19 protein-coding genes are annotated in these 16,918 nt (G+C 73.1%); 11 read left to right on the top strand and 8 right to left on the bottom strand.

Annotated elements, in window-relative coordinates:
- Positions 1 to 50 precede the first annotated feature (50 nt).
- The 4 genes from ACGFR9_RS33160 to ACGFR9_RS33145 all read left to right on the top strand — a co-directional run bounded on the left by ACGFR9_RS33160 (position 51) and on the right by ACGFR9_RS33145 (position 5,283).
- Positions 51 to 1,583: a S8 family serine peptidase gene (locus ACGFR9_RS33160; RefSeq protein ID WP_393216161.1), complete on the top strand. Its 1,533-nt coding sequence runs from the start codon at positions 51 to 53 to the stop codon at positions 1,581 to 1,583.
- Between the two features lie 76 nt (positions 1,584 to 1,659).
- The gene (locus ACGFR9_RS33155; protein ID WP_393216158.1) at positions 1,660 to 3,039 is read left to right on the top strand and encodes a CoA transferase; all 1,380 of its coding nucleotides are present in this window, start codon (positions 1,660 to 1,662) and stop codon (positions 3,037 to 3,039) included.
- 191 nt (positions 3,040 to 3,230) lie between these two features.
- Complete coding sequence (locus ACGFR9_RS33150; RefSeq protein WP_393216155.1) at positions 3,231 to 4,202, top strand: CopD family protein; 972 nt, start codon at positions 3,231 to 3,233, stop codon at positions 4,200 to 4,202.
- A 106-nt stretch (positions 4,203 to 4,308) separates the two neighbouring features.
- Positions 4,309 to 5,283: a DEDDh family exonuclease gene (locus ACGFR9_RS33145; protein ID WP_393216152.1), complete on the top strand. Its 975-nt coding sequence runs from the start codon at positions 4,309 to 4,311 to the stop codon at positions 5,281 to 5,283.
- A 70-nt stretch (positions 5,284 to 5,353) separates the two neighbouring features.
- Here the strand turns inward: ACGFR9_RS33145 and ACGFR9_RS33140 are convergent, their stop codons facing one another.
- A complete protein-coding gene (locus tag ACGFR9_RS33140; RefSeq protein WP_311648475.1) occupies positions 5,354 to 5,602 on the bottom strand; it encodes a hypothetical protein in 249 nt (82 codons plus the stop codon).
- A gap of 292 nt (positions 5,603 to 5,894) precedes the next feature.
- Between ACGFR9_RS33140 and ACGFR9_RS33135 the strand changes: the two genes are divergently transcribed.
- The 6 genes from ACGFR9_RS33135 (at position 5,895) to ACGFR9_RS33110 (ending at position 11,947) form a co-directional block, all read left to right on the top strand.
- Complete coding sequence (locus ACGFR9_RS33135; protein ID WP_393216149.1) at positions 5,895 to 6,728, top strand: SURF1 family protein; 834 nt, start codon at positions 5,895 to 5,897, stop codon at positions 6,726 to 6,728.
- A 147-nt stretch (positions 6,729 to 6,875) separates the two neighbouring features.
- Positions 6,876 to 8,438: a sodium:solute symporter gene (locus ACGFR9_RS33130; protein ID WP_393216146.1), complete on the top strand. Its 1,563-nt coding sequence runs from the start codon at positions 6,876 to 6,878 to the stop codon at positions 8,436 to 8,438.
- Positions 8,435 to 9,013 carry a sigma-70 family RNA polymerase sigma factor gene (locus ACGFR9_RS33125; RefSeq protein ID WP_393216143.1) on the top strand — a complete coding sequence of 193 codons (579 nt, stop codon included), beginning with the start codon at positions 8,435 to 8,437 and terminating at the stop codon, positions 9,011 to 9,013. Before ACGFR9_RS33130 ends, ACGFR9_RS33125 begins: the two co-directional genes overlap by 4 nt.
- Complete coding sequence (locus ACGFR9_RS33120; protein WP_393216140.1) at positions 9,010 to 9,372, top strand: hypothetical protein; 363 nt, start codon at positions 9,010 to 9,012, stop codon at positions 9,370 to 9,372. The genes ACGFR9_RS33125 and ACGFR9_RS33120 overlap by 4 nt, the downstream gene beginning before the upstream one ends.
- A gap of 33 nt (positions 9,373 to 9,405) precedes the next feature.
- Positions 9,406 to 11,187, top strand: coding sequence for a glycoside hydrolase family 15 protein (locus tag ACGFR9_RS33115; protein ID WP_393216137.1), 1,782 nt, complete (start codon positions 9,406 to 9,408; stop codon positions 11,185 to 11,187).
- Between the two features lie 4 nt (positions 11,188 to 11,191).
- Positions 11,192 to 11,947 carry an SDR family oxidoreductase gene (locus ACGFR9_RS33110; RefSeq protein ID WP_393216134.1) on the top strand — a complete coding sequence of 252 codons (756 nt, stop codon included), beginning with the start codon at positions 11,192 to 11,194 and terminating at the stop codon, positions 11,945 to 11,947.
- A gap of 254 nt (positions 11,948 to 12,201) precedes the next feature.
- On the opposite strand, the gene amaP is transcribed toward ACGFR9_RS33110, so the two are convergent.
- Genes amaP through ACGFR9_RS33085 form a run of 5 tightly spaced genes read right to left on the bottom strand, consistent with a single transcriptional unit; the run spans position 12,202 to position 14,392 of the window.
- Complete coding sequence (gene amaP, locus ACGFR9_RS33105) at positions 12,202 to 12,780, bottom strand: alkaline shock response membrane anchor protein AmaP (protein WP_393216131.1); 579 nt, start codon at positions 12,778 to 12,780, stop codon at positions 12,202 to 12,204.
- Between the two features lie 2 nt (positions 12,781 to 12,782).
- A complete protein-coding gene (locus ACGFR9_RS33100) occupies positions 12,783 to 13,337 on the bottom strand; it encodes a DUF6286 domain-containing protein (protein ID WP_393216128.1) in 555 nt (184 codons plus the stop codon).
- The gene (locus ACGFR9_RS33095; protein ID WP_393216125.1) at positions 13,334 to 13,699 is read right to left on the bottom strand and encodes a hypothetical protein; all 366 of its coding nucleotides are present in this window, start codon (positions 13,697 to 13,699) and stop codon (positions 13,334 to 13,336) included. Before ACGFR9_RS33095 ends, ACGFR9_RS33100 begins: the two co-directional genes overlap by 4 nt.
- The gene (locus ACGFR9_RS33090) at positions 13,696 to 13,881 is read right to left on the bottom strand and encodes a hypothetical protein (RefSeq protein WP_030224344.1); all 186 of its coding nucleotides are present in this window, start codon (positions 13,879 to 13,881) and stop codon (positions 13,696 to 13,698) included. The genes ACGFR9_RS33095 and ACGFR9_RS33090 overlap by 4 nt, the downstream gene beginning before the upstream one ends.
- 25 nt (positions 13,882 to 13,906) lie before the next feature.
- Positions 13,907 to 14,392 (bottom strand): Asp23/Gls24 family envelope stress response protein, encoded by a 486-nt coding sequence (locus ACGFR9_RS33085; RefSeq protein ID WP_393216245.1) that lies wholly within the window; start codon positions 14,390 to 14,392, stop codon positions 13,907 to 13,909.
- 95 nt (positions 14,393 to 14,487) lie between these two features.
- Between ACGFR9_RS33085 and ACGFR9_RS33080 the strand changes: the two genes are divergently transcribed.
- Positions 14,488 to 15,213, top strand: coding sequence for a nucleopolyhedrovirus P10 family protein (locus tag ACGFR9_RS33080; RefSeq protein WP_393216122.1), 726 nt, complete (start codon positions 14,488 to 14,490; stop codon positions 15,211 to 15,213).
- Between the two features lie 404 nt (positions 15,214 to 15,617).
- On the opposite strand, the gene ACGFR9_RS33075 is transcribed toward ACGFR9_RS33080, so the two are convergent.
- Positions 15,618 to 16,421, bottom strand: coding sequence for an enoyl-CoA hydratase/isomerase family protein (locus ACGFR9_RS33075; RefSeq protein ID WP_393216119.1), 804 nt, complete (start codon positions 16,419 to 16,421; stop codon positions 15,618 to 15,620).
- A gap of 106 nt (positions 16,422 to 16,527) precedes the next feature.
- A complete protein-coding gene (locus tag ACGFR9_RS33070) occupies positions 16,528 to 16,749 on the bottom strand; it encodes a helix-turn-helix domain-containing protein (RefSeq protein WP_393216116.1) in 222 nt (73 codons plus the stop codon).
- Positions 16,750 to 16,918 lie beyond the last annotated feature (169 nt).

The raw sequence follows: 16,918 nt of genomic DNA, 5'->3' as shown, positions 1-16,918 counted from the left end.
CCGCACTTCCCTTCCTCCCGCTCCGTACGCGTGAACGAACTGGAGACTTCATGACAGCGTCCCACCCGCGTCACCGCCGCGCGCTCGTCATCCCCGCCGGGATGGCCATGGCGACGGCACTGGCGTTCCTGCCGAACACCGCCGCCTCGGCCGCCCCGGCCCCCGAGCAGGCGGCTTCGGTCTCCACCGACGCGGCGTCGCTCAGCTACGTGGTCAACGTCAAGGGCGGACCCGGCACGTCGGCGCATGTGAGGAAGGCGATCGGCAGGGCCGGCGGCACCGTCGTGACGTCGTACGACAGGATCGGCGTCATCGTCGTCCACTCCTCGAACGCCGACTTCGCGAAGACCATCCGTAAGGTGCGCGGGGTGCAGTCGGCCGGTGCCACCCGCAACGCGCCGCTGCCGTCGGCGGCCACCGCGGACACGGTCACCCCGAAGGCGCTCAGTGCCGCCGAGATCGCGCGCGCGCAGTCCGCGGCGGCCGAGGGGCAGGACCCGCTCCAGGGCCTGCAGTGGGACCTGCCCGCCATCAAGGCGGACAAGGCGCACGAGAAGTCGCTGGGCAGCTCCAAGGTGACCGTCGCCGTCATCGACACCGGAGTCGACGACACCCACCCGGACATCGCGCCCAACTTCGACCGGGCCGCGTCGGTCAACTGTGTGTCGGGCAAGCCGGACACCAGCGACGGCGCCTGGCGGCCGGGCGCGCAGGAGAGCCCGCACGGGACGCATGTCGCCGGTGAGATCGCCGCCGCGAAGAACGGCGTCGGTATGACCGGTGTCGCGCCGGGCGTGAAGGTGTCGGGCATCAAGGTGTCCAACCCGGACGGCTACTTCTACACCGAGGCCGTGGTGTGCGGCTTCGTGTGGGCGGCCGAGCACGGGGTCGACGTCACCAACAACAGCTATTACACCGACCCCTGGTACTTCAACTGCTCGGACGACCCGGACCAGAAGGCGCTCGTCGAGGCCGTCACCCGGGCGTCGAAGTACGCGGAGCGCAAGGGCGCGGTGAACGTGGCCGCGGCGGGCAACGAGAACTACGACCTCGCCGCCGACGAGATCACCGACCCGGTCTCCCCCAACGACGGCACCCCGTCGGACCGGGTGATCGACCCCGACGAGTGCTTCGACATCCCGACCCAGCTGCCCGGTGTCGTCACGGTCGCGGCGACCGGCGCGAAGGGTCTGAAGTCGTCGTTCTCCAACTACGGCCGGGGCTTCATCGACATCGCCGCGCCCGGCGGCGACTCGACGGCCTACCAGACGCCGGCACCGCCCGCCACCAGCGGTCTGATCCTGGGCACGCTGCCCGGCGGGTCGTGGGGCTACATGGCGGGTACGTCGATGGCGTCCCCGCACGTCGCGGGCGTCGCCGCGCTCATCAAGTCGACGCATCCGCACGCCTCGCCGGCGCTGGTGAAGGCGCTGCTGTACGCGGAGGCCGACGCGACCGCGTGCACGGACCCGTACGACATCAACGGTGACGGCAAGGTCGACGCGGTGTGCGAGGGGCCGAAGAACCGCAACGGGTTCTACGGCTGGGGTACCGCGGACGCGCTGGACGCGGTGACGCGGTAGTTCTCCGTGGGAGGGGCCGGGCTGTCATGCCCGGCCCCTTTCGTTTGCGCTCCGGCTGGGGCGGCATAGTGCGGGCATGACCGATCTCGCGTCCGTATGGTCCGCTCTGGGCGGCGATCCCGCCCTTCTGTCACGTGTGTCGGCCGTCGAACGGCCCGGTGTGCTGGATGCCCGGCTTCCGGTACGGGGGCTGGCGCGCGCCTGTGTGGGCGCGTGCGCGCTGGCCGCCGCCGAACTGGCGGCGCTGCGGACGGGCGGGGGCGAGGTGCCGGCGGTGCGGGTGGACGACGGGGCGGTGGCCACGGCGTTCGTCAGCGAACGGCATCTGCTGGTGGACGGGCGGGCGCCGGAGAACTTCGCGCCGCTGTCCCGGTTCTGGCGCACCGCCGACGGGTGGGTGCGGACGCACGCGAACTATCCGCACCACCGGGCCCGGCTGCTCGCCGCGCTGGGGGCGCCGGACGATCCGGACGCGGTGGCGGCGCTACTCGCCCGGGCTTGTGCGCATGAGGTCGAGGAGGCGGTGTACGAGGCCGGGGGGCTGGCCGTGGCGTTGCGGACACCCTCGGAGTGGGCGGCGCATCCGCAGGGCGTGGCGGTGGCCTCGCGGCCCCTGGTGGAGCGCGCGCGGCTGGATTCGGCGCCCGCGCGGGTGCTCGCTCCGGTGGGCCGGGATCCGCTGTTGCCCGCTGCGGGGCTGCGGGTGCTGGATCTCACGCGGGTGATCGCGGGGCCGGTCGCCACACGCACGCTCGCGCTGCTGGGGGCGGATGTGTTGCGCCTGGACGCGCCGGGGCTGCCGGAGCTTGTGGACCAGCACGCGGACACGGGGTTCGGGAAGCGGTCCGCGTTGCTGGATCTGGAGGCGGGTGGGCGGAACGGGTTCGAGGAGCTGCTGGCTGCTGCGGATGTGGTGGTGACGGGGTATCGGCCGGGGGCGCTGGAGCGGTTCGGGCTGTCCGCGCAGGCGTTGGCCGCTCGGCGGCCGGGGGTGGTGGTGGCGCAGTTGTCGGCGTGGGGGGCGGACGGGCCGTGGGGCGGGCGGCGGGGGTTCGACAGTCTGGTGCAGGTGGGTACGGGGATCGCCGTGGTCGAAGGGGGGTCGGGTTCGGCCTCTTCGTCGGCGCGGCCCGGGGTGCTGCCGGCGCAGGCGCTTGACCATGGGTCGGGGTACTTGCTGGCCGCGGGGGTGTTGCGGGCGGTGGGTGAGCAGGTGTCGGTCGGGGGGAGCAGGGTGGTGCGGGTCGCTTTGGCGCGGACGGCGGGGTGGCTGCTGGCGGGGTCTGGAGACGTCGGCGTTCCTGGTGACGTGCCCGTCGGGCGGTGGCTCGCGGAGCGGGACAGTCCGCTGGGGCGGTTGCGGTACGCGTTGTCGCCGGTGGTGTTCGAGGGTGGGCCGCGTGACTGGGGGCGGGCGCCGGGGCGTTGGGGTGCGGATTCGGCGCGGTGGGTCTGAGCTGGGGGCGGGGGGCGCGCGGCCCGGCGTCCGCGGGGTGCCGCCGCGCCCACCCGTGCCGCCCTGGGGGTACCTCCCAGGCCCTTAAGGCACTGGGGGAGGCACGACTGCCCGCAGTTGCGGGGGGCCCGCGGGTAGGCGCGCCGCTGCCCGCGGTTGGTGGGGGTGGGGGCGCGGATACGGTTGGTGGCGTGAGATCCGGAGTTGAGGTGGGTGGGGAGCGGCGGGGTGTCGCCGTGCTCGTGTTGGTCGCTCTCGGGGCGCTGATACCCGTGTGGGGGCCGGAGGCCGCGTTGCGGGGGACCGGGGAAGCCGATGTGCCCGGCAGCGGGGGGATCGGGCTGCTGCGGACGGTGGTGTTCGCGGTGCTGGCCGTGCCCGTCGGTGAACTGTTCGTGCGGCGGCTGGTGCGTGGCGTGCCGGGTGCTCCCCCTGCCGCGCCGCGGAGTTGGGCCGTCGTGGCGAACTCGGTCGGGTTCGTCGCCGCTCTGGGGCTTGCGTCCGTGGTGGCCACCGGGAATCTGGTGCCCGGCGGGCTCGGTGACATCGACGTCGGCGGGTTGTACGACTCCCGGGACGGGAAGCTTGCGCTCCTGGAGGTCAACGCCTTCCTCGCGGCCGCCCTGTGCGCGGCCTCCGGCCGGCCCGGTACGCAGGTGTGGCCGCTGGCCGCCGTGATGGTCGCGGAGGCGTTGCGCGCGCATCCGACGACCGAGTACGGCCCGCTGACCGGCTCCGGACTGACCCTGGTGCACCTGGTCTGCGCATCGGTCTGGGTGGGCGGTCTGGTGCACGTGCTGCGCACCCTGCGGCTGTGGAGGCGGGCGGAGGCGGGCGCCGTACTGCTGGGGCGCTACGCGCGCGCGGCGGCCGTGCTGCTCGTCGCCATCACCGCGACGGGCGTGTGGAGTTCACTGCGCCGGATGCCGCCGGAGACGGTCCTGGAACAGCTCACGGACACGGCGTACGGGCGGGTCCTGCTGGCCAAGGTGATCCTGATGGCCGGTGTCGCCGTGCTCGCCCTGTGGGCGCGGGTCCGGCTGGCCCGCGCGGAGGACCCGCTGACCGCCTGCGTCCCCGCGCGGGCGGAGGTGTACGCGCTGGGTGCGGTGGTCGCGGTGTCGGGGCTGCTGACGGCGCTTCCGGTGCCGATCCGCTGGTGAACGGGTCTTCGGGATGCGTACGGACATTCCCGGCATCTCAACGTCCGGGCCGCACGGGGGACCTGACGGACCGGGGTGTCGGCGGGGGGCCGTATCCTCGTGAACCATGCTCGATGACCTCACGACCGCAGTGTCCTCCCCCACCGCGTGGCCGGCCGCCTATCCGCGGGGATACGCGGTCGTCGACGTGGAGACCACGGGGCTGGCCCGGGACGACCGCATCATCTCCGCGGCCGTCTACCGGCTGGACGCGCGCGGCGAGGTCGAGGACCACTGGTACACGGTGGTCAATCCGGAGCGGGACCCGGGCCCCGTGTGGATACACGGTCTGACGAGTGACGTGCTGGAGGGGGCGCCCCTCTTCCAGGACGTCGCCGCGGAGTTCGCGTCCCGGCTGGAGGGCCGGGTGCTGGTGGCGCACAACGCGGTCTTCGACTGGCAGATGATCGCCCGGGAGTACGCCCGCGCGCGCGGCGAGGCGCCGGTGAAGCAGCGGCTGTGCACCATCGCCCTCTCCAAGGAGCTGAAGCTTCCGCTGCCCAACCACAAGCTGGAGTCGCTCGCCGCGCACTACGGTGTCGTCCAGCAGCGTGCGCACCACGCGCTGGACGACGCGCGGGTGCTCGCGGAGGCGTTCCGGCCCAGTCTGCGGGCCGCGGCGGCGGGAGGCGTACGGCTGCCGCTGCACGAGTGCCTGCCGCTGACCGAGTGGACGGACCGGCCCCGCATCGGGCAGCAGGGCGGCTACCGGCCGACGAGTTGGCGACCGTCCCGCAAGCGGCCCGCGTGCCCCTATCCCAATCCGGGGCGGTTCGAACCGGGCAGGCGGCTCAAGCAGGGCATGCGGGTGGCGTTCTCCGGTGACACCTCGACCGAGCGGGACCTGCTGGAGGACCGCGCGACGGAGGCGGGCCTGCATGTCGCCGGCAGCCTGTCCCGGCTCACCAGCCTCCTCGTCACCAACGACCCGGACTCGGGCACGTCCAAGGTGCTCAAGGCCCGGCAGTACGGCACCCCGGTGGTCGACGAGGCCGCGTTCGGCCAGCTCCTCGGAAACGTGGAACCGGCGGCGAAGGCCTGACCGTACGGACGGGTGACCGGCGGTGAGGAAGGAGAGGCGGCCCCTTCCTCACGGAACAGGCCGCCGCCTTCTACGCCAGTGATCCGACCTTGTCGACAATGCCCACCTTGCCCTCCGCACGAGCGCAGTGGGCGCCGCAGAACCAGTGTCCGTCGGCCTCGACGCCCTGGCCGATGATCTGCACCCGGCAGTGCTCGCAGATGGGGGCCATGCGATGGATCGCGCAGGCGAACGAATCGAAGACGTGGCGGGCACCGTCCCGGGTCTCTACGGTGAACGCCAGCGCGTAGTCGTTGCCGCACACTTCACAACGTGTCATAAGCGGCATGGTCGGCCGCCGGGAAAGCGCCCGCAAGCCGACTGCTCCACATCGGCGAGACACGGCACCTGGTCGGCGTAGGCGTCCTGTCCGGATGCGGCGTCCTGGGTGCTGCCCGCAACGGCGGCCGGCTGTCGGGATCCGGGCGGGGAAGGCCGTCGCCCGCGCGGGGTCGGCGTGGAGCCGGGCGGTCAGGTGCCACCCGGGACGACGAGGGCAGGGCGGCCGGGTCCTTCGTCTCGGGGACGTACCCGGCTCAATGCACCCCCTGGCCGAGTTGTACGGTCGTGGGGTGTACCGCTTTCTGTTGTCCCGGCAATGGGTGATCATCACCTTGGTCGCCCTGCTTCTCATCCCTACGATGATCAGGCTGGGCATCTGGCAGATGGACCGCCACGACGAGCGCGCCGCCCGGAACCAGCTGGTGGCCGACGCTCTGGCCGCCGATCCGGTGCCCGTGGAGCGGCTGGCCGCCCCGGGAGAGGCCGTGACGCGTGCCGAGCGGTACCGGACCGTGACCGCCAAGGGGCACTTCGACACCGATGACGAGGTCGTCGTCCGCCGCCGCACCAACGGCGACGACGAGATCGGCTTCCACATCCTGACCCCGTTCGTCCTCGACGGCGGGCAGGTCCTGCTGGTCAACCGGGGCTGGATCCCCGCGGACGGGCCGAGCCAGACCGCGTTCCCGGAGGTTCCCGCGCCACCGCGCGGCGAGGTCACGGTCACGGGCCGGCTGATGCCCGACGAGACGACCGAGGCGAGCGGCATCAAGGATCTGGAGGGTCTGCCGGACCGGCAGATCATGCTGGTCGACAGCGAGCGGGAGGCGGAGCGGCTCGGCGCCCGGGTGCTCGGCGGCTATGTGGCGCAGACGGCCCCCGAACCGAAGGACGGCACCCCGCAGCGGCTCGGGAACCCCGGCAAGGAGAACGCGGCGCTGAACTACGCGTACGCCATCCAGTGGTGGCTGTTCGCGGCGGCCGTGCCGGTCGGCTGGTTCGTGCTGGTGCGCCGCGAGTCCAGGGAGCGGACCCGCGCGGCCGCGGAGAAGGCGGACGCCGAGAAGAGTGAACCGGCGGCGGTGCGGTCGGCCGCCCTCGGGGACACTCCCCGTAGCCGGTAATGACCGGTCCGTGCTGTGACCTGCGCTCCTCTCCCGGTTCACGGAGGTCTGTGCGAGAGTGACGCGGCGTGCCGGACGGGTGCCCCCAGCCGGTCGGCGGTCGTCCCCGACGCTCCCCGGGACACAGCACAGCGAAGGACGTGACGCATGGCCGGTGGCGGCATGACCGCGACGTTCCTCGCCGTGATCGGCGGGGCGTCGCTGCTCGCCGTCACCGCGCGGCGGCTGCGGCCGAGCGACCGGCTGCCGTCGCTGGAGGGCTGGGCACTGGCCGACCGGAGCCTCGGCCCCGGCTGGACCTGGCTGCTGCTCGGCGGGACGGTCTACACGGCGTACACCTTCACCGCCGTACCGGGTCTGGCGTACGGCAACGGCGCGCCCGCCTTCTTCGCGGTGCCGTACACGGTGATCGTCTGCCCGCTGGCGTTCGTGCTGCTCAGCCGGTTGTGGAGTGTCGCGCGGCGGCACGGCTACATCACCGTCGCCGACTTCGTGCGCGGCCGGTACGGGTCGCCGCCGCTGGCGCTGGTGGTCGCGCTGACCGGGATCCTGGCGACGATGCCGTATCTGGCGCTGCAACTGCTGGGCATCCGCGCGGTGCTCACCGCGGGCGGGCTGTATCCCCACGGGGCGACGGGCGACCTGGTGATGGTGGCGGTGTTCGCGGGGCTCGCGGTGGCCACCTACCGGCACGGGCTGCGGGCGCCCACGGTGATCTCGGCGCTGAAGGCGGTGGCGGTGTTCGTCTCGCTCACCGCCGTGTGCTGGCTGGTGCTGCGGCATTTCGGCGGACCGGGCGCGGTCTTCGACGGGGCGGCCCGCGCGCTCGGCGGCACGGACACGGCGCACTCCCCGCTGCTGCTGACGCCGGGCCAGCAGCCGGCGTACGCCACGCTGGCGCTCGGCTCCGCGCTGGCCCTGCTGATGTATCCGCATGTGCTCACCGCCGGGTTCGCCGCCGACGGGACGCGCACTCTGCGCAAGGTGTCCGCCGGCCTGCCCGCGTGGACGGCGCTGCTCGCGCTGTTCGGGTTCCTCGGCATCGCGGCCCTGGCGGCCGGGGTGCGGGCGCCGGCGGGCACCGCCGAGGCGGCCGTGCCGATGCTCGTCGACCGGCTGATGCCGGGCCCGCTCGCCGGGCTGGTGTTCGGTTCGATCGTGGTGGGCGCGCTGGTGCCGGCGGCGGTGATGTCGATCGCGGCGGCGACGAGTTTCGTACGGAACGTGTACGTCGAGTACGTGCATCCGACGGCCACTCCGAAACGGCAGGTCCGGGTCGCCAAGGCGGTGTCACTGACCGCGAAGGTCGGGGCGGTGGCGTTCGTGTTCGGGCTGCGCGACCAGGACGCCATCAACCTCCAGCTGCTGGGCGGGGTGTGGATCCTGCAGATCTTCCCGGCCGTGGCGGTGGGGCTGTACACCCGGTGGCTGCATCCGCGGGCGCTGCTCGCCGGGTGGGCCGTGGGCATGGCCGCCGGAACGTTTCTGGTGGTGCGGGAGGGGTTCTCCTCGATCGTTCCGCTCGGCACCGGCGACGGATCACTGGAGATCTACGCCGGTGTCGCCGCCCTGCTGCTCAATCTGATCGTCGCGATGGCCGGCACCGCCGTCCTCGCCCGGCTCGGTGTGCCGCGCGGCGCCGACGCCACCGACCTGCCGTCCCGCCTGCCGGTGGGACGGCGTCCACAGACGGGAGCGAACAACCCGTGAGACGCCAGGAGCATCCTCGGGCCACCCTGTCCCCGGCCCCGGCGCCCTCACCGCCACCGGTCGCGGCCCAGCCGCTCGACCCGGCCGGCCTGGAGCGGGAGGCCGGTGTCGCCCGCCTCTTCGAGCTGCACTACTCGTCGATGCTGCGGCTCGCCGTGCTGCTCGGCGCGGACGATCCGGAGAACGTGGTGGCGGAGGCGTACTACCAGATCTACCGCAGATGGCGGCGGCTGAGGGACGTGGTCGCGGCGGAGGCGTTCCTGCGCTCCACGGTCTGTGATCTGAGCCGCGTACGGACGCGTCTGGCGGCCCGTCGGGAGCAGCCGCCCGGCCCGTCGGACGAGACCGTGGCGTCCGCCGAGAACACCGCGCTGCTCCGTGACGACCAGCGGGTGCTGATCGACGCGCTCCAGCACCTTCCGGCCCGGCAGCGCGAGGCGCTGGTGCTGCGGCACTGGCTCGGCCTGAAGGAGAGCGAGATCGCCGCCGCGATGGGCATCACCCGTGGTTCCGTGAAGACGCACACCTCACGCGGCATCGCCGCGCTGACCCAGGCGATGGAGGCCCGGCGATGACGCATCGAGATGCGACTCCGTCGCGTGGCAGCGGACCGGACCGCACCGGCCACGATCCGGCCCCGCCGCGTCCGCCGGGCGCGGACCGCACCGAACGGGAACTGCGCGACGCGCTGGAGGCGCTGGCCGGCGGGGTGCTGCCCGACCCGGACGCCTATCGCACCGCACGCGGGGAGTGGCTGCGCCGGGAACGCCGGCGGCGGCTCGTCCTCGCCGTGCTCGTCGCCGTCGTCTTCGCGCTGGCCACACTGATCGGCCTGTGGGTGCTCAACCAGGCCCCCTCGGACCCCGGTGTCATCTTCTCCGGCAACGGTGCCGCGGCGGCCGACGGTCCGTCACTCCCCCGGCTCCACCCCTGATTGCGGCCCCCGACTGCCGGGAACCCGCACCCCGTGCACCGTATCGAGGACTACGCGCTCATCGGCGACGAACAGACCGCTGCCCTGGTGGGCGCGGACGGCTCGGTCGACTGGCTCTGCCTGCCCCGCTTCGACTCGGCGGCCTGCTTCGCCCGGCTGCTCGGGGACGAGGACAACGGGCACTGGCGGATCGCCCCTGACGGCGCGGAACGCTGCGTCAGCCGCGCCTACCGCGAGGACACCCTGGTCCTGGACACCGAGTGGGAGACCCCCGAGGGCGCCGTACGCGTCACCGACCTGATGCCGCAACGCCACCGCGCGCCGGACGTGGTGCGGATCGTGCAGGGCGTACGGGGTGAGGTGAGGGTGCGCAGCACGCTGCGGCTGCGCTTCGACTACGGCTCCGTGGTGCCGTGGGTGCGCAAGGAGGACGGCCACCGGGTGGCGGTGGCCGGGCCGGACTCGGCGTGGCTGCGCAGCGTCCCGGACGTGGAGACCTGGGGCGAGAACCAGAGCACCGTCTCGGAGTTCACGGTACGCGAGGGCGAGCAGGTCGCGTTCGTGCTCACCTGGCACCCCTCCCACGAGCCGCGGCCCCCGCTGGTCGACCCGTACTCCTCGCTGCGGCACAGCGTCACGGACTGGCGCGCGTGGGCCGGACAGTGCCGTTACGAGGGCCCGCACCGGGACGCCGTCGTCCGGTCGCTGATCACGCTCAAGGCACTCACCTACCGTCCCACCGGCGGGATCGTCGCCGCGCCCACCACCTCGCTGCCGGAGGAGCCGGGCGGGGTGCGCAACTGGGACTACCGCTTCTGCTGGCTGCGCGATTCCACCCTGACCCTGAACACGCTGCTGGCCGCCGGGTACCAGGACGAGGCGGAGGCCTGGCGCGACTGGCTGCTCCGTGCGGTGGCGGGCGATCCGGCGGACCTGCAGATCATGTACGGGCTGGCGGGCGAGCGGCGGCTGCCCGAGTTCGAACTGTCGTGGCTGTCCGGTTTCGGCGGCGCCACACCCGTACGGACCGGCAACGAGGCCGTGAACCAGCTTCAGCTGGATGTGTACGGCGAGGTCATGGACTCCCTCTCGCTGGCGCGGAGTTCGGGGCTGTCGGCGCGGCCGGACGTGTGGGCGCTGCAGTCGGTGCTGATGGACTTCCTGCGTACGGCGTGGCGGCAGCCGGACGAGGGGCTGTGGGAGGTGCGCGGCGGCCGGCGCCACTTCGTGCACTCCAAGGTGATGGTGTGGGTGGCCGCCGACCGTGCGGTGCGCACGCTGGAGGAGAACCCGGGGCTGGACGGGGACCTGGACGGCTGGCGGGAGTTGCGTGACGAGGTGCACCGGGAGGTGTGCGAGAAGGGGTACGACCCCGCGCGGAACACGTTCACGCAATCGTACGGCTCGCGCGAACTCGACGCGGCGCTGCTGCTGATCCCCCGGGTGGGGTTTCTGCCGCCCGAAGATCCGCGGGTGCTGGGCACCATCGACGCGGTCCGTGCGGAGCTGGGGCAGAACGGGTTCCTGCGCCGGTACACACCGGAGGCGACGGCGGTCGACGGGCTGCCCGGCGGGGAGGGCACGTTCCTGGTGTGCTCGTTCTGGCTGGCGGACGCCCTGCACATGACCGGGAGGACGGAGGAGGCGCGCGCGCTGTTCGAGCGGCTGCTGGGGCTCGCCAACGACGTGGGGCTGCTCGCGGAGGAGTACGACCCGGTGGACGGGCGGCTGCTGGGGAACTTTCCGCAGGCGTTCAGCCACATCGGGCTGGTGAACACCGCTCTCGCCCTGTTCGGGGACGAGAAGGCAGGATAGGGCCATGGATCTTGGACTGAAGGACCGGGTGTACGTCGTCACCGGGGCGACCCGGGGGCTGGGCAACGCCTCCGCGCGGGAGCTCGTCGCGGACGGCGCGAAGGTGGTGATCACCGGGCGGGAGGAGGAGTCCGTCGCGGAGGCGGCCGCCGCGCTGGGGCCGGACGTGGTGGGGGTGGCCGTCGACAACGCGGACCCCGGGGCGCCGGCACGGCTGATCGCGACCGCGCGGGAGCGGTTCGGGCGTTTCGACGGCATTCTCGTGAGCGTGGGCGGGCCGCCGCCGGGGTTCGTGGCCGACACGACGGACGAGCAGTGGCAGACGGCGTTCGAGTCGGTGTTCCTCGGTGCGGTGCGGATGGCGCGGGCGGCCGCGGCGGAGCTGGGTGAGGGCGGGGTGATCGGGTTCGTGCTGTCGGGGTCGGTGCATGAGCCGATTCCGGGGTTGACGATCTCCAACGGCCTGCGGCCGGGGCTGGCCGGGTTCGCGAAGTCGCTGGCGGACGAGTTGGGGCCGCGGGGGATTCGCGTGGTGGGGCTGCTGCCGGGGCGGATCGACACGGACCGGGTGCGGGAGCTGGACGCGTTGTCGGCGGATCCGGAGGCTACTCGGCGGGCTGCGGAGTCACGGATTCCGTTGCGGCGGTATGGGACGCCGGGGGAATTCGGGCGGGCGGCGGCGTTTTTGCTGTCGCCGGCGGGGTCCTATCTGACGGGGGTGATGGTGCCGGTGGACGGGGGCGTGCGGCACGGGTTCTGACGGGGGTGCGGGGGCTGTACCGGTGTGGTGGCTGAGCGGGGGGAGTCGCGCGGCCCGGCGCCGGCGGGGTGCCGTCGCGCCCACCCGTGCGGCGGAGTCGGGCCGCGCCCCGGTGTGGTGGCTGAGCGGGGGGAGTCGCGCAGCCCGGCGCCGGCGAGGTGCCGTCGCGCCCACCCGTGCCGCCCTGGGGGTACCTCCCAGGCCCTTAAGGCACTGGGGGAGGCACGACTGCCCGCGGACGGGCGGCAGTCGGGTTAGGTGACTCGTTCTGGGGGGTGTTTTTGGGTTTTCAGGTGGGTTTCCGTGGGGAGGGCGGGGAGGCCCGCGGAGGTTCGGGCGTGGGTCAGGGGGCCCTCGGTGAGGGTGGTCAGGGCTGTCGACGGGTCGACGCGGGGGTGGAGGAGCAGGAGGATGCGGGCTCTCGGGGTGCCTCGGCGGCCCGTCAGAACGACATGGGCCTGTTCCACCCCGTCCAGCTGACCTGCCTCCTCGGCCAGGGCCTGTTCCAGCGCACGGCCGCGCAGTGACGCCTCCTCGTCGTCGCCCGTGTCGATCACCACCTCCGTGAGCCGTCGCCGACGCAGTACCGCGACCAGCCACCACAAGGAGAGCAGGACCAGGACGGCGAGCACCGCGATGACCACCGGCCACCACCAGCCCTCGTCCCGCCACCGGGTCCGCTCGGCCTCGTTCAACAGCACGTCGTCGCGTCCGTCGTGCAGCCACCAGGACGGCGCCGGCGCCCCCAGTCCGATCGCCAGCATCGACCCGCCGAGGGCGACCAGCACCAGCCCCACGATTCCGAGCAGCACCCGGTTGACGGCTCTGAGCACCTCTACCGCCCCTTCCGGCCGGGCCGCCGTACGCGCAGCGACAGCGAGGGCGGCCGGGTCAGACCCAGCCCCTTCACCGCGTCGTCGAGCACCCCGGTCAAGTCGGCCCGTACGTCGTCGAGTTCACGAAAGTGCGACACCGCGTCGACATGCACGCGGGCGCGTTTCATCCTGACCCGAACCGACCGCACACCGGCCACGTCCAGGGCCCGGTCGCGCAGCACCGTCGCGGCGGCGTCCCGGTGCAGTCCCGCCCGGACGTCGGGGTCGGTGGGGCGCATCGGCAGCAGGGCGCGCAGGCCGGGTGTCATCGCGATCAGCAGCAGCCAGAGTCCGAGCGCGGCGGCGACTCCGGCTCCGGTCAGTACCCAGGGGTCGTCCAGGGGCCGTTCGCCGAGCTGCCGCGCCAGGTCCCGGCGCCAGCTCAGTCCCGTACGGTGGGCCCGTACGGCGACGACGTCGTACAGGAAGGCGCCCGCGATCAGCAGGATCAGCAGGGCGACCAGGCCCGCGGGGACCGCGCGCGAGGACCAGAAGCGCCGGGGTTCGCTCATCATGTCCTCCCCCGGGCCGCCGCCATATGCAGCCGTTCCACCAGGACGACGACCTCCGGCACATGCATGCCCGCCAGATCGCGTACCCGGTCGACCACCCGGCGCCGCACCCGCGCGCAGCGGCCGCCGATGTCGCCGGGGTAGTCCAGTTCGATGTGCACCCGGACCCGGGCCGCCTCCTGGCTGACGATCACGGTCGCGTGCGGTGGCGCGGCGTCCGGCGGGAGGGGGCCGGCCGCCTCGCGGGCCGCCTGCGAGGCGATCTTCGCGATCACCCGGTCGGCGATCCTGGTCGCCCCGCGCTCGCCCGGCGCGACGGCGTCCGGTCCCCGGCGGGGCTCCGCGATCGTGCCCAATGCCGTCACCGCCGCCGTTCGTCACGGCGCCGGAAGAAGTCGCCGAGCTCCAGGTCCCCCTCGAGGAACCGCCCGGCGACGAAACCGACGGCACCCAACGCCGCCACCAGCAGAAATGCCCCGAATCCGCCGAAGTATCCGGCGAAGCCCAACGCCATACCGGCGATCATGCCGACGACGGCCATGTTCATGGTGCGCTCCTCCGCTCACCGAGACTCACTGAAGGCGGGTCTCCGGTTCCTCGTCCTCCTCCTCGGGCAGCTTCACATCGCTCACCGCGATATTGACCTCGACCACCTCGAGTCCGGTCATCCGCTCGACCGCCGCGATGACGTTCTCCCGTACGTCCCTGGCGACGTCGGCGATGGAGACGCCGTAGTCGACGACGATCTCCAGGTCGAGCGCGGTCTGCACCTCGCCGACCTCGGCCTTCACGCCGCGCGTCGCGGACTTCGAGCCGCCTGGCACCCTGTCCCGTACGGCGCCGAAGGTGCGGGACAGGCCGCTGCCCATGGTGTGTACGCCGAGCACGTCCCGTGCGGCCAGTCCGGCGATCTTCTCCACGACGCCGTCGGCGATGGTGGTACGGCCACGGGTCGCGGCATCGCCGCCGCCGCGCCGGGCTCCCTGGCCCTTGCGGGGGCCGGTGTCCGAGAGGTTCTTCTCCGGGTCGGGGGCCCGTACCGAGCCGCCCTCTGTCATATCGGTCATCGCCGTACGTCCCTTCGGTCATCCTCCTTCAACCACCGTATGCGCGGTGGCCCGGTCTCGCGCCCGAGATGCGGCAGTCTGGTGGCATGACGGCGGATCGGTGGACCCGGGTGGTGCGGGAGCAGGTGGGGCTCGGCAGGATCGTGCCCCTGGGTGGAGCGCGGGACGGCGCGTGGATCACGGAGCGGGCGGTGGGGGCGGTGCTGCGGCGGGCGGTTGCGCGGGGGGTGCCGGGGGTGCGGGTGGATGGTGTGCGGGTGGGGCTGGTCGATCCGGAGGGGGTGGGGGAACAGCCGGTCGTGCCGCCGCCGGTGGGGGCGTTGGGGGTGGGGGCGTTGCGGCTGGTCGTCGAGTTCGCGGCGACCGGGGGGCGGCCGTTGCCGGAGACCTCGTCGGTGCTGCGGGAGGTGCTGGGGGAAGCGGCGGTGGAGGGGGTGGGGCTGGCTGTCGTGGAGGTGGATCTGCGGGTGACGGAGTTGCTGGACGCGGAGCCGGTTGTGGAGCCGGGGGTGCGTGAGTCGGCCGGTGGGCCGGTGGTCTCCGGTGAGTCCGAGGTGGGGCGGGTGGGGGCGGCGGTGCTGGGGGTGTCGGGGGTGAGCCGGCTGACGGGGGTGTTGGGGCGCGCGGTTCATATCACCGAGGAGTCGGGAGAGGGCGGTGCCGCCGCGTTGCCTCGGCGCCATGTGCGGGTGGATCTTGCGGTGGGGGCGGGGGCGCGGCCGCTGGATGTGGCGCGGGAGGTTCGGGGGGTGGTGGCGTCCGTGGTCGCCGGCGGGGCGACGGTGGCCGTACTGGTCACGACGATCGACTGAACGTGGCCAGGGGTGACCGCTTCCAGGGAGCACGTTCCGCACGCAGGCGCGCCACACCCCACACTCCGCCCGTCCGCGGGCAGGCGTGCCGCACTACACGCCCCTCCGCGGGCAGGCGTGCCGCAGGGCGGCACGGGTGGGCGCGACGGCACCCCGCCAGTGCCGGGCCGCGCGACTCCCCCCGCTCAGCCGTCACCCCGGGTGGCTGCTGGACGGGGGTGAGTAAGCGCTCGCCCCGCTGGAGGGGGTGCCGCTGCGCCCACCCGTGCCGCCCCAGCGGCACGACTGCCCGCAGCTACGCGGCAGAGCCGCCCGCAGCGGCGCGGGCTGCGGCGGCGCGGCCGACCGCGGCCGGCTACGCGGCTCGGCCGCACGCGGCCGCGCGGCAGGGGGCCGTGGCGGGGTCAGTCGTCGAGGTTGGCCAGGTCTCGCAGGCGGCGGGACTGGGCGGCTCGTTCGGCGGCTCGCTGGGTGTCGTAGGGCTGAGTGGTCGCGGACCGAAGCAGGGCCTTGGTCTCGATCACCGCGTCGCGGGGGGCCGAAAGGAGGGCCGCCGCCAGATCCTGCGTCGCCGCGTCCAGATCCGAGGCCGGGACCGCCACGTTGGCCAGGCCGGTCGCCACCGACTCCTCCGCCGTGACGAAGCGGCCGGTCGCGCAGATCTCCAGGGCGCGGGCGTAACCGACGAGGGCGACCAGAGGGTGGGTGCCGGCCAGGTCGGGGACGAGGCCCAGGCTGGTCTCACGCATCGCGAACTGCACGTCGTCCGCGACGACGCGCAGGTCACAGGCGAGGGCCAGTTGGAAGCCCGCCCCGATGGCATGCCCCTGGACGGCCGCGATGGACACGATGTCGCTGCGCCGCCACCAGGTGAACGCCTCCTGGTATGCGGCGATGGTCGCGTCCAGCGCGGCGTCGTCGCGGCGCGCCAGGTCGATGAACGAGGGCTCGCCCTCGATTCCCTCGGGCGTGAACATCTGCCGGTCGAGTCCGGCGGAGAAGGACTTGCCCTCCCCGCGCAGCACCACGACCCGGACGGAGCCGGGCAGCAGCCGACCCGCCTCGGTCAGCGCCCGCCACAGAGCGGGGCTCTGCGCGTTGCGCTTGGCCGGGTTGGTCAGCGTCACCGTGGCGATCGCGTCGTCGACGGTGAGCCGTACGCCGTCCTTGTCGAGTACCGGACCGAGGTCCTGGGCGGACAAAGCCATGGGGCGCCTCCGATGGGTGCGGTCAGTCAAGTGACTGCACAGTAACCACCCGGTCGGTCATCCGGCCGACCGGGTGGCCACCATCGGAACAGTGGCGCGCCCGGGGTCAGGTCGAAGGGGCCTTCTTGCCCCGCGTCGCCCCGCCACGCCCTCGCAGCGTGACGCCCGACTCGCTGAGCATGCGGTGCACAAAGCCATACGAGCGGCCGGTCTCCTCGGCCAAGGCCCGGATGCTCGCACCGGCGTCGTACTTCTTCTTCAGGTCTGCCGCGAGCTTGTCGCGCGCGGCGCCGGTCACCCGGCTGCCCTTCTTCAGAGTCTCGGCCACCCGTGCCTCCTCATGGGAAGTGCGCTCTGGTCTCCTCATGATCACCCCTCCCGGCCCTCATGGCCACCCATTCGGCAAGGTCGATGAGACAAGGTTGTGACGACGGGAGCGCGTCCCCACATACGGAATGAGAGATTCCGAGGTGCGCGCGCGGTACCTCCGATCGGGT

This window comes from Streptomyces sp. NPDC048584, from assembly GCF_043199595.1.
In the GTDB taxonomy this organism is placed as follows: Bacteria; Actinomycetota; Actinomycetes; order Streptomycetales; family Streptomycetaceae; genus Streptomyces; species Streptomyces edwardsiae.
This window is presented reverse-complemented; position numbering and strand designations above follow the sequence as displayed.

What these genes read in the sequence shown, in the direction of transcription:
- ACGFR9_RS33140 (WP_311648475.1), bottom strand. Translation starts at nt 5,602, where the DNA reads ATGACACGTTGTGAAGTGTGCGGCAACGACTACGCGCTGGCGTTCACC.
- ACGFR9_RS33120 (WP_393216140.1), top strand. Translation starts at nt 9,010, where the DNA reads ATGACGCATCGAGATGCGACTCCGTCGCGTGGCAGCGGACCGGACCGC.
- ACGFR9_RS33100 (WP_393216128.1), bottom strand. Translation starts at nt 13,337, where the DNA reads ATGATGAGCGAACCCCGGCGCTTCTGGTCCTCGCGCGCGGTCCCCGCG.
- ACGFR9_RS33130 (WP_393216146.1), top strand. Translation starts at nt 6,876, where the DNA reads ATGGCCGGTGGCGGCATGACCGCGACGTTCCTCGCCGTGATCGGCGGG.
- ACGFR9_RS33090 (WP_030224344.1), bottom strand. Translation starts at nt 13,881, where the DNA reads ATGAACATGGCCGTCGTCGGCATGATCGCCGGTATGGCGTTGGGCTTC.
- ACGFR9_RS33080 (WP_393216122.1), top strand. Translation starts at nt 14,488, where the DNA reads ATGACGGCGGATCGGTGGACCCGGGTGGTGCGGGAGCAGGTGGGGCTC.
- ACGFR9_RS33155 (WP_393216158.1), top strand. Translation starts at nt 1,660, where the DNA reads ATGACCGATCTCGCGTCCGTATGGTCCGCTCTGGGCGGCGATCCCGCC.
- ACGFR9_RS33085 (WP_393216245.1), bottom strand. Translation starts at nt 14,392, where the DNA reads ATGACAGAGGGCGGCTCGGTACGGGCCCCCGACCCGGAGAAGAACCTC.
- ACGFR9_RS33160 (WP_393216161.1), top strand. Translation starts at nt 51, where the DNA reads ATGACAGCGTCCCACCCGCGTCACCGCCGCGCGCTCGTCATCCCCGCC.
- ACGFR9_RS33075 (WP_393216119.1), bottom strand. Translation starts at nt 16,421, where the DNA reads ATGGCTTTGTCCGCCCAGGACCTCGGTCCGGTACTCGACAAGGACGGC.
- ACGFR9_RS33110 (WP_393216134.1), top strand. Translation starts at nt 11,192, where the DNA reads ATGGATCTTGGACTGAAGGACCGGGTGTACGTCGTCACCGGGGCGACC.
- ACGFR9_RS33145 (WP_393216152.1), top strand. Translation starts at nt 4,309, where the DNA reads ATGCTCGATGACCTCACGACCGCAGTGTCCTCCCCCACCGCGTGGCCG.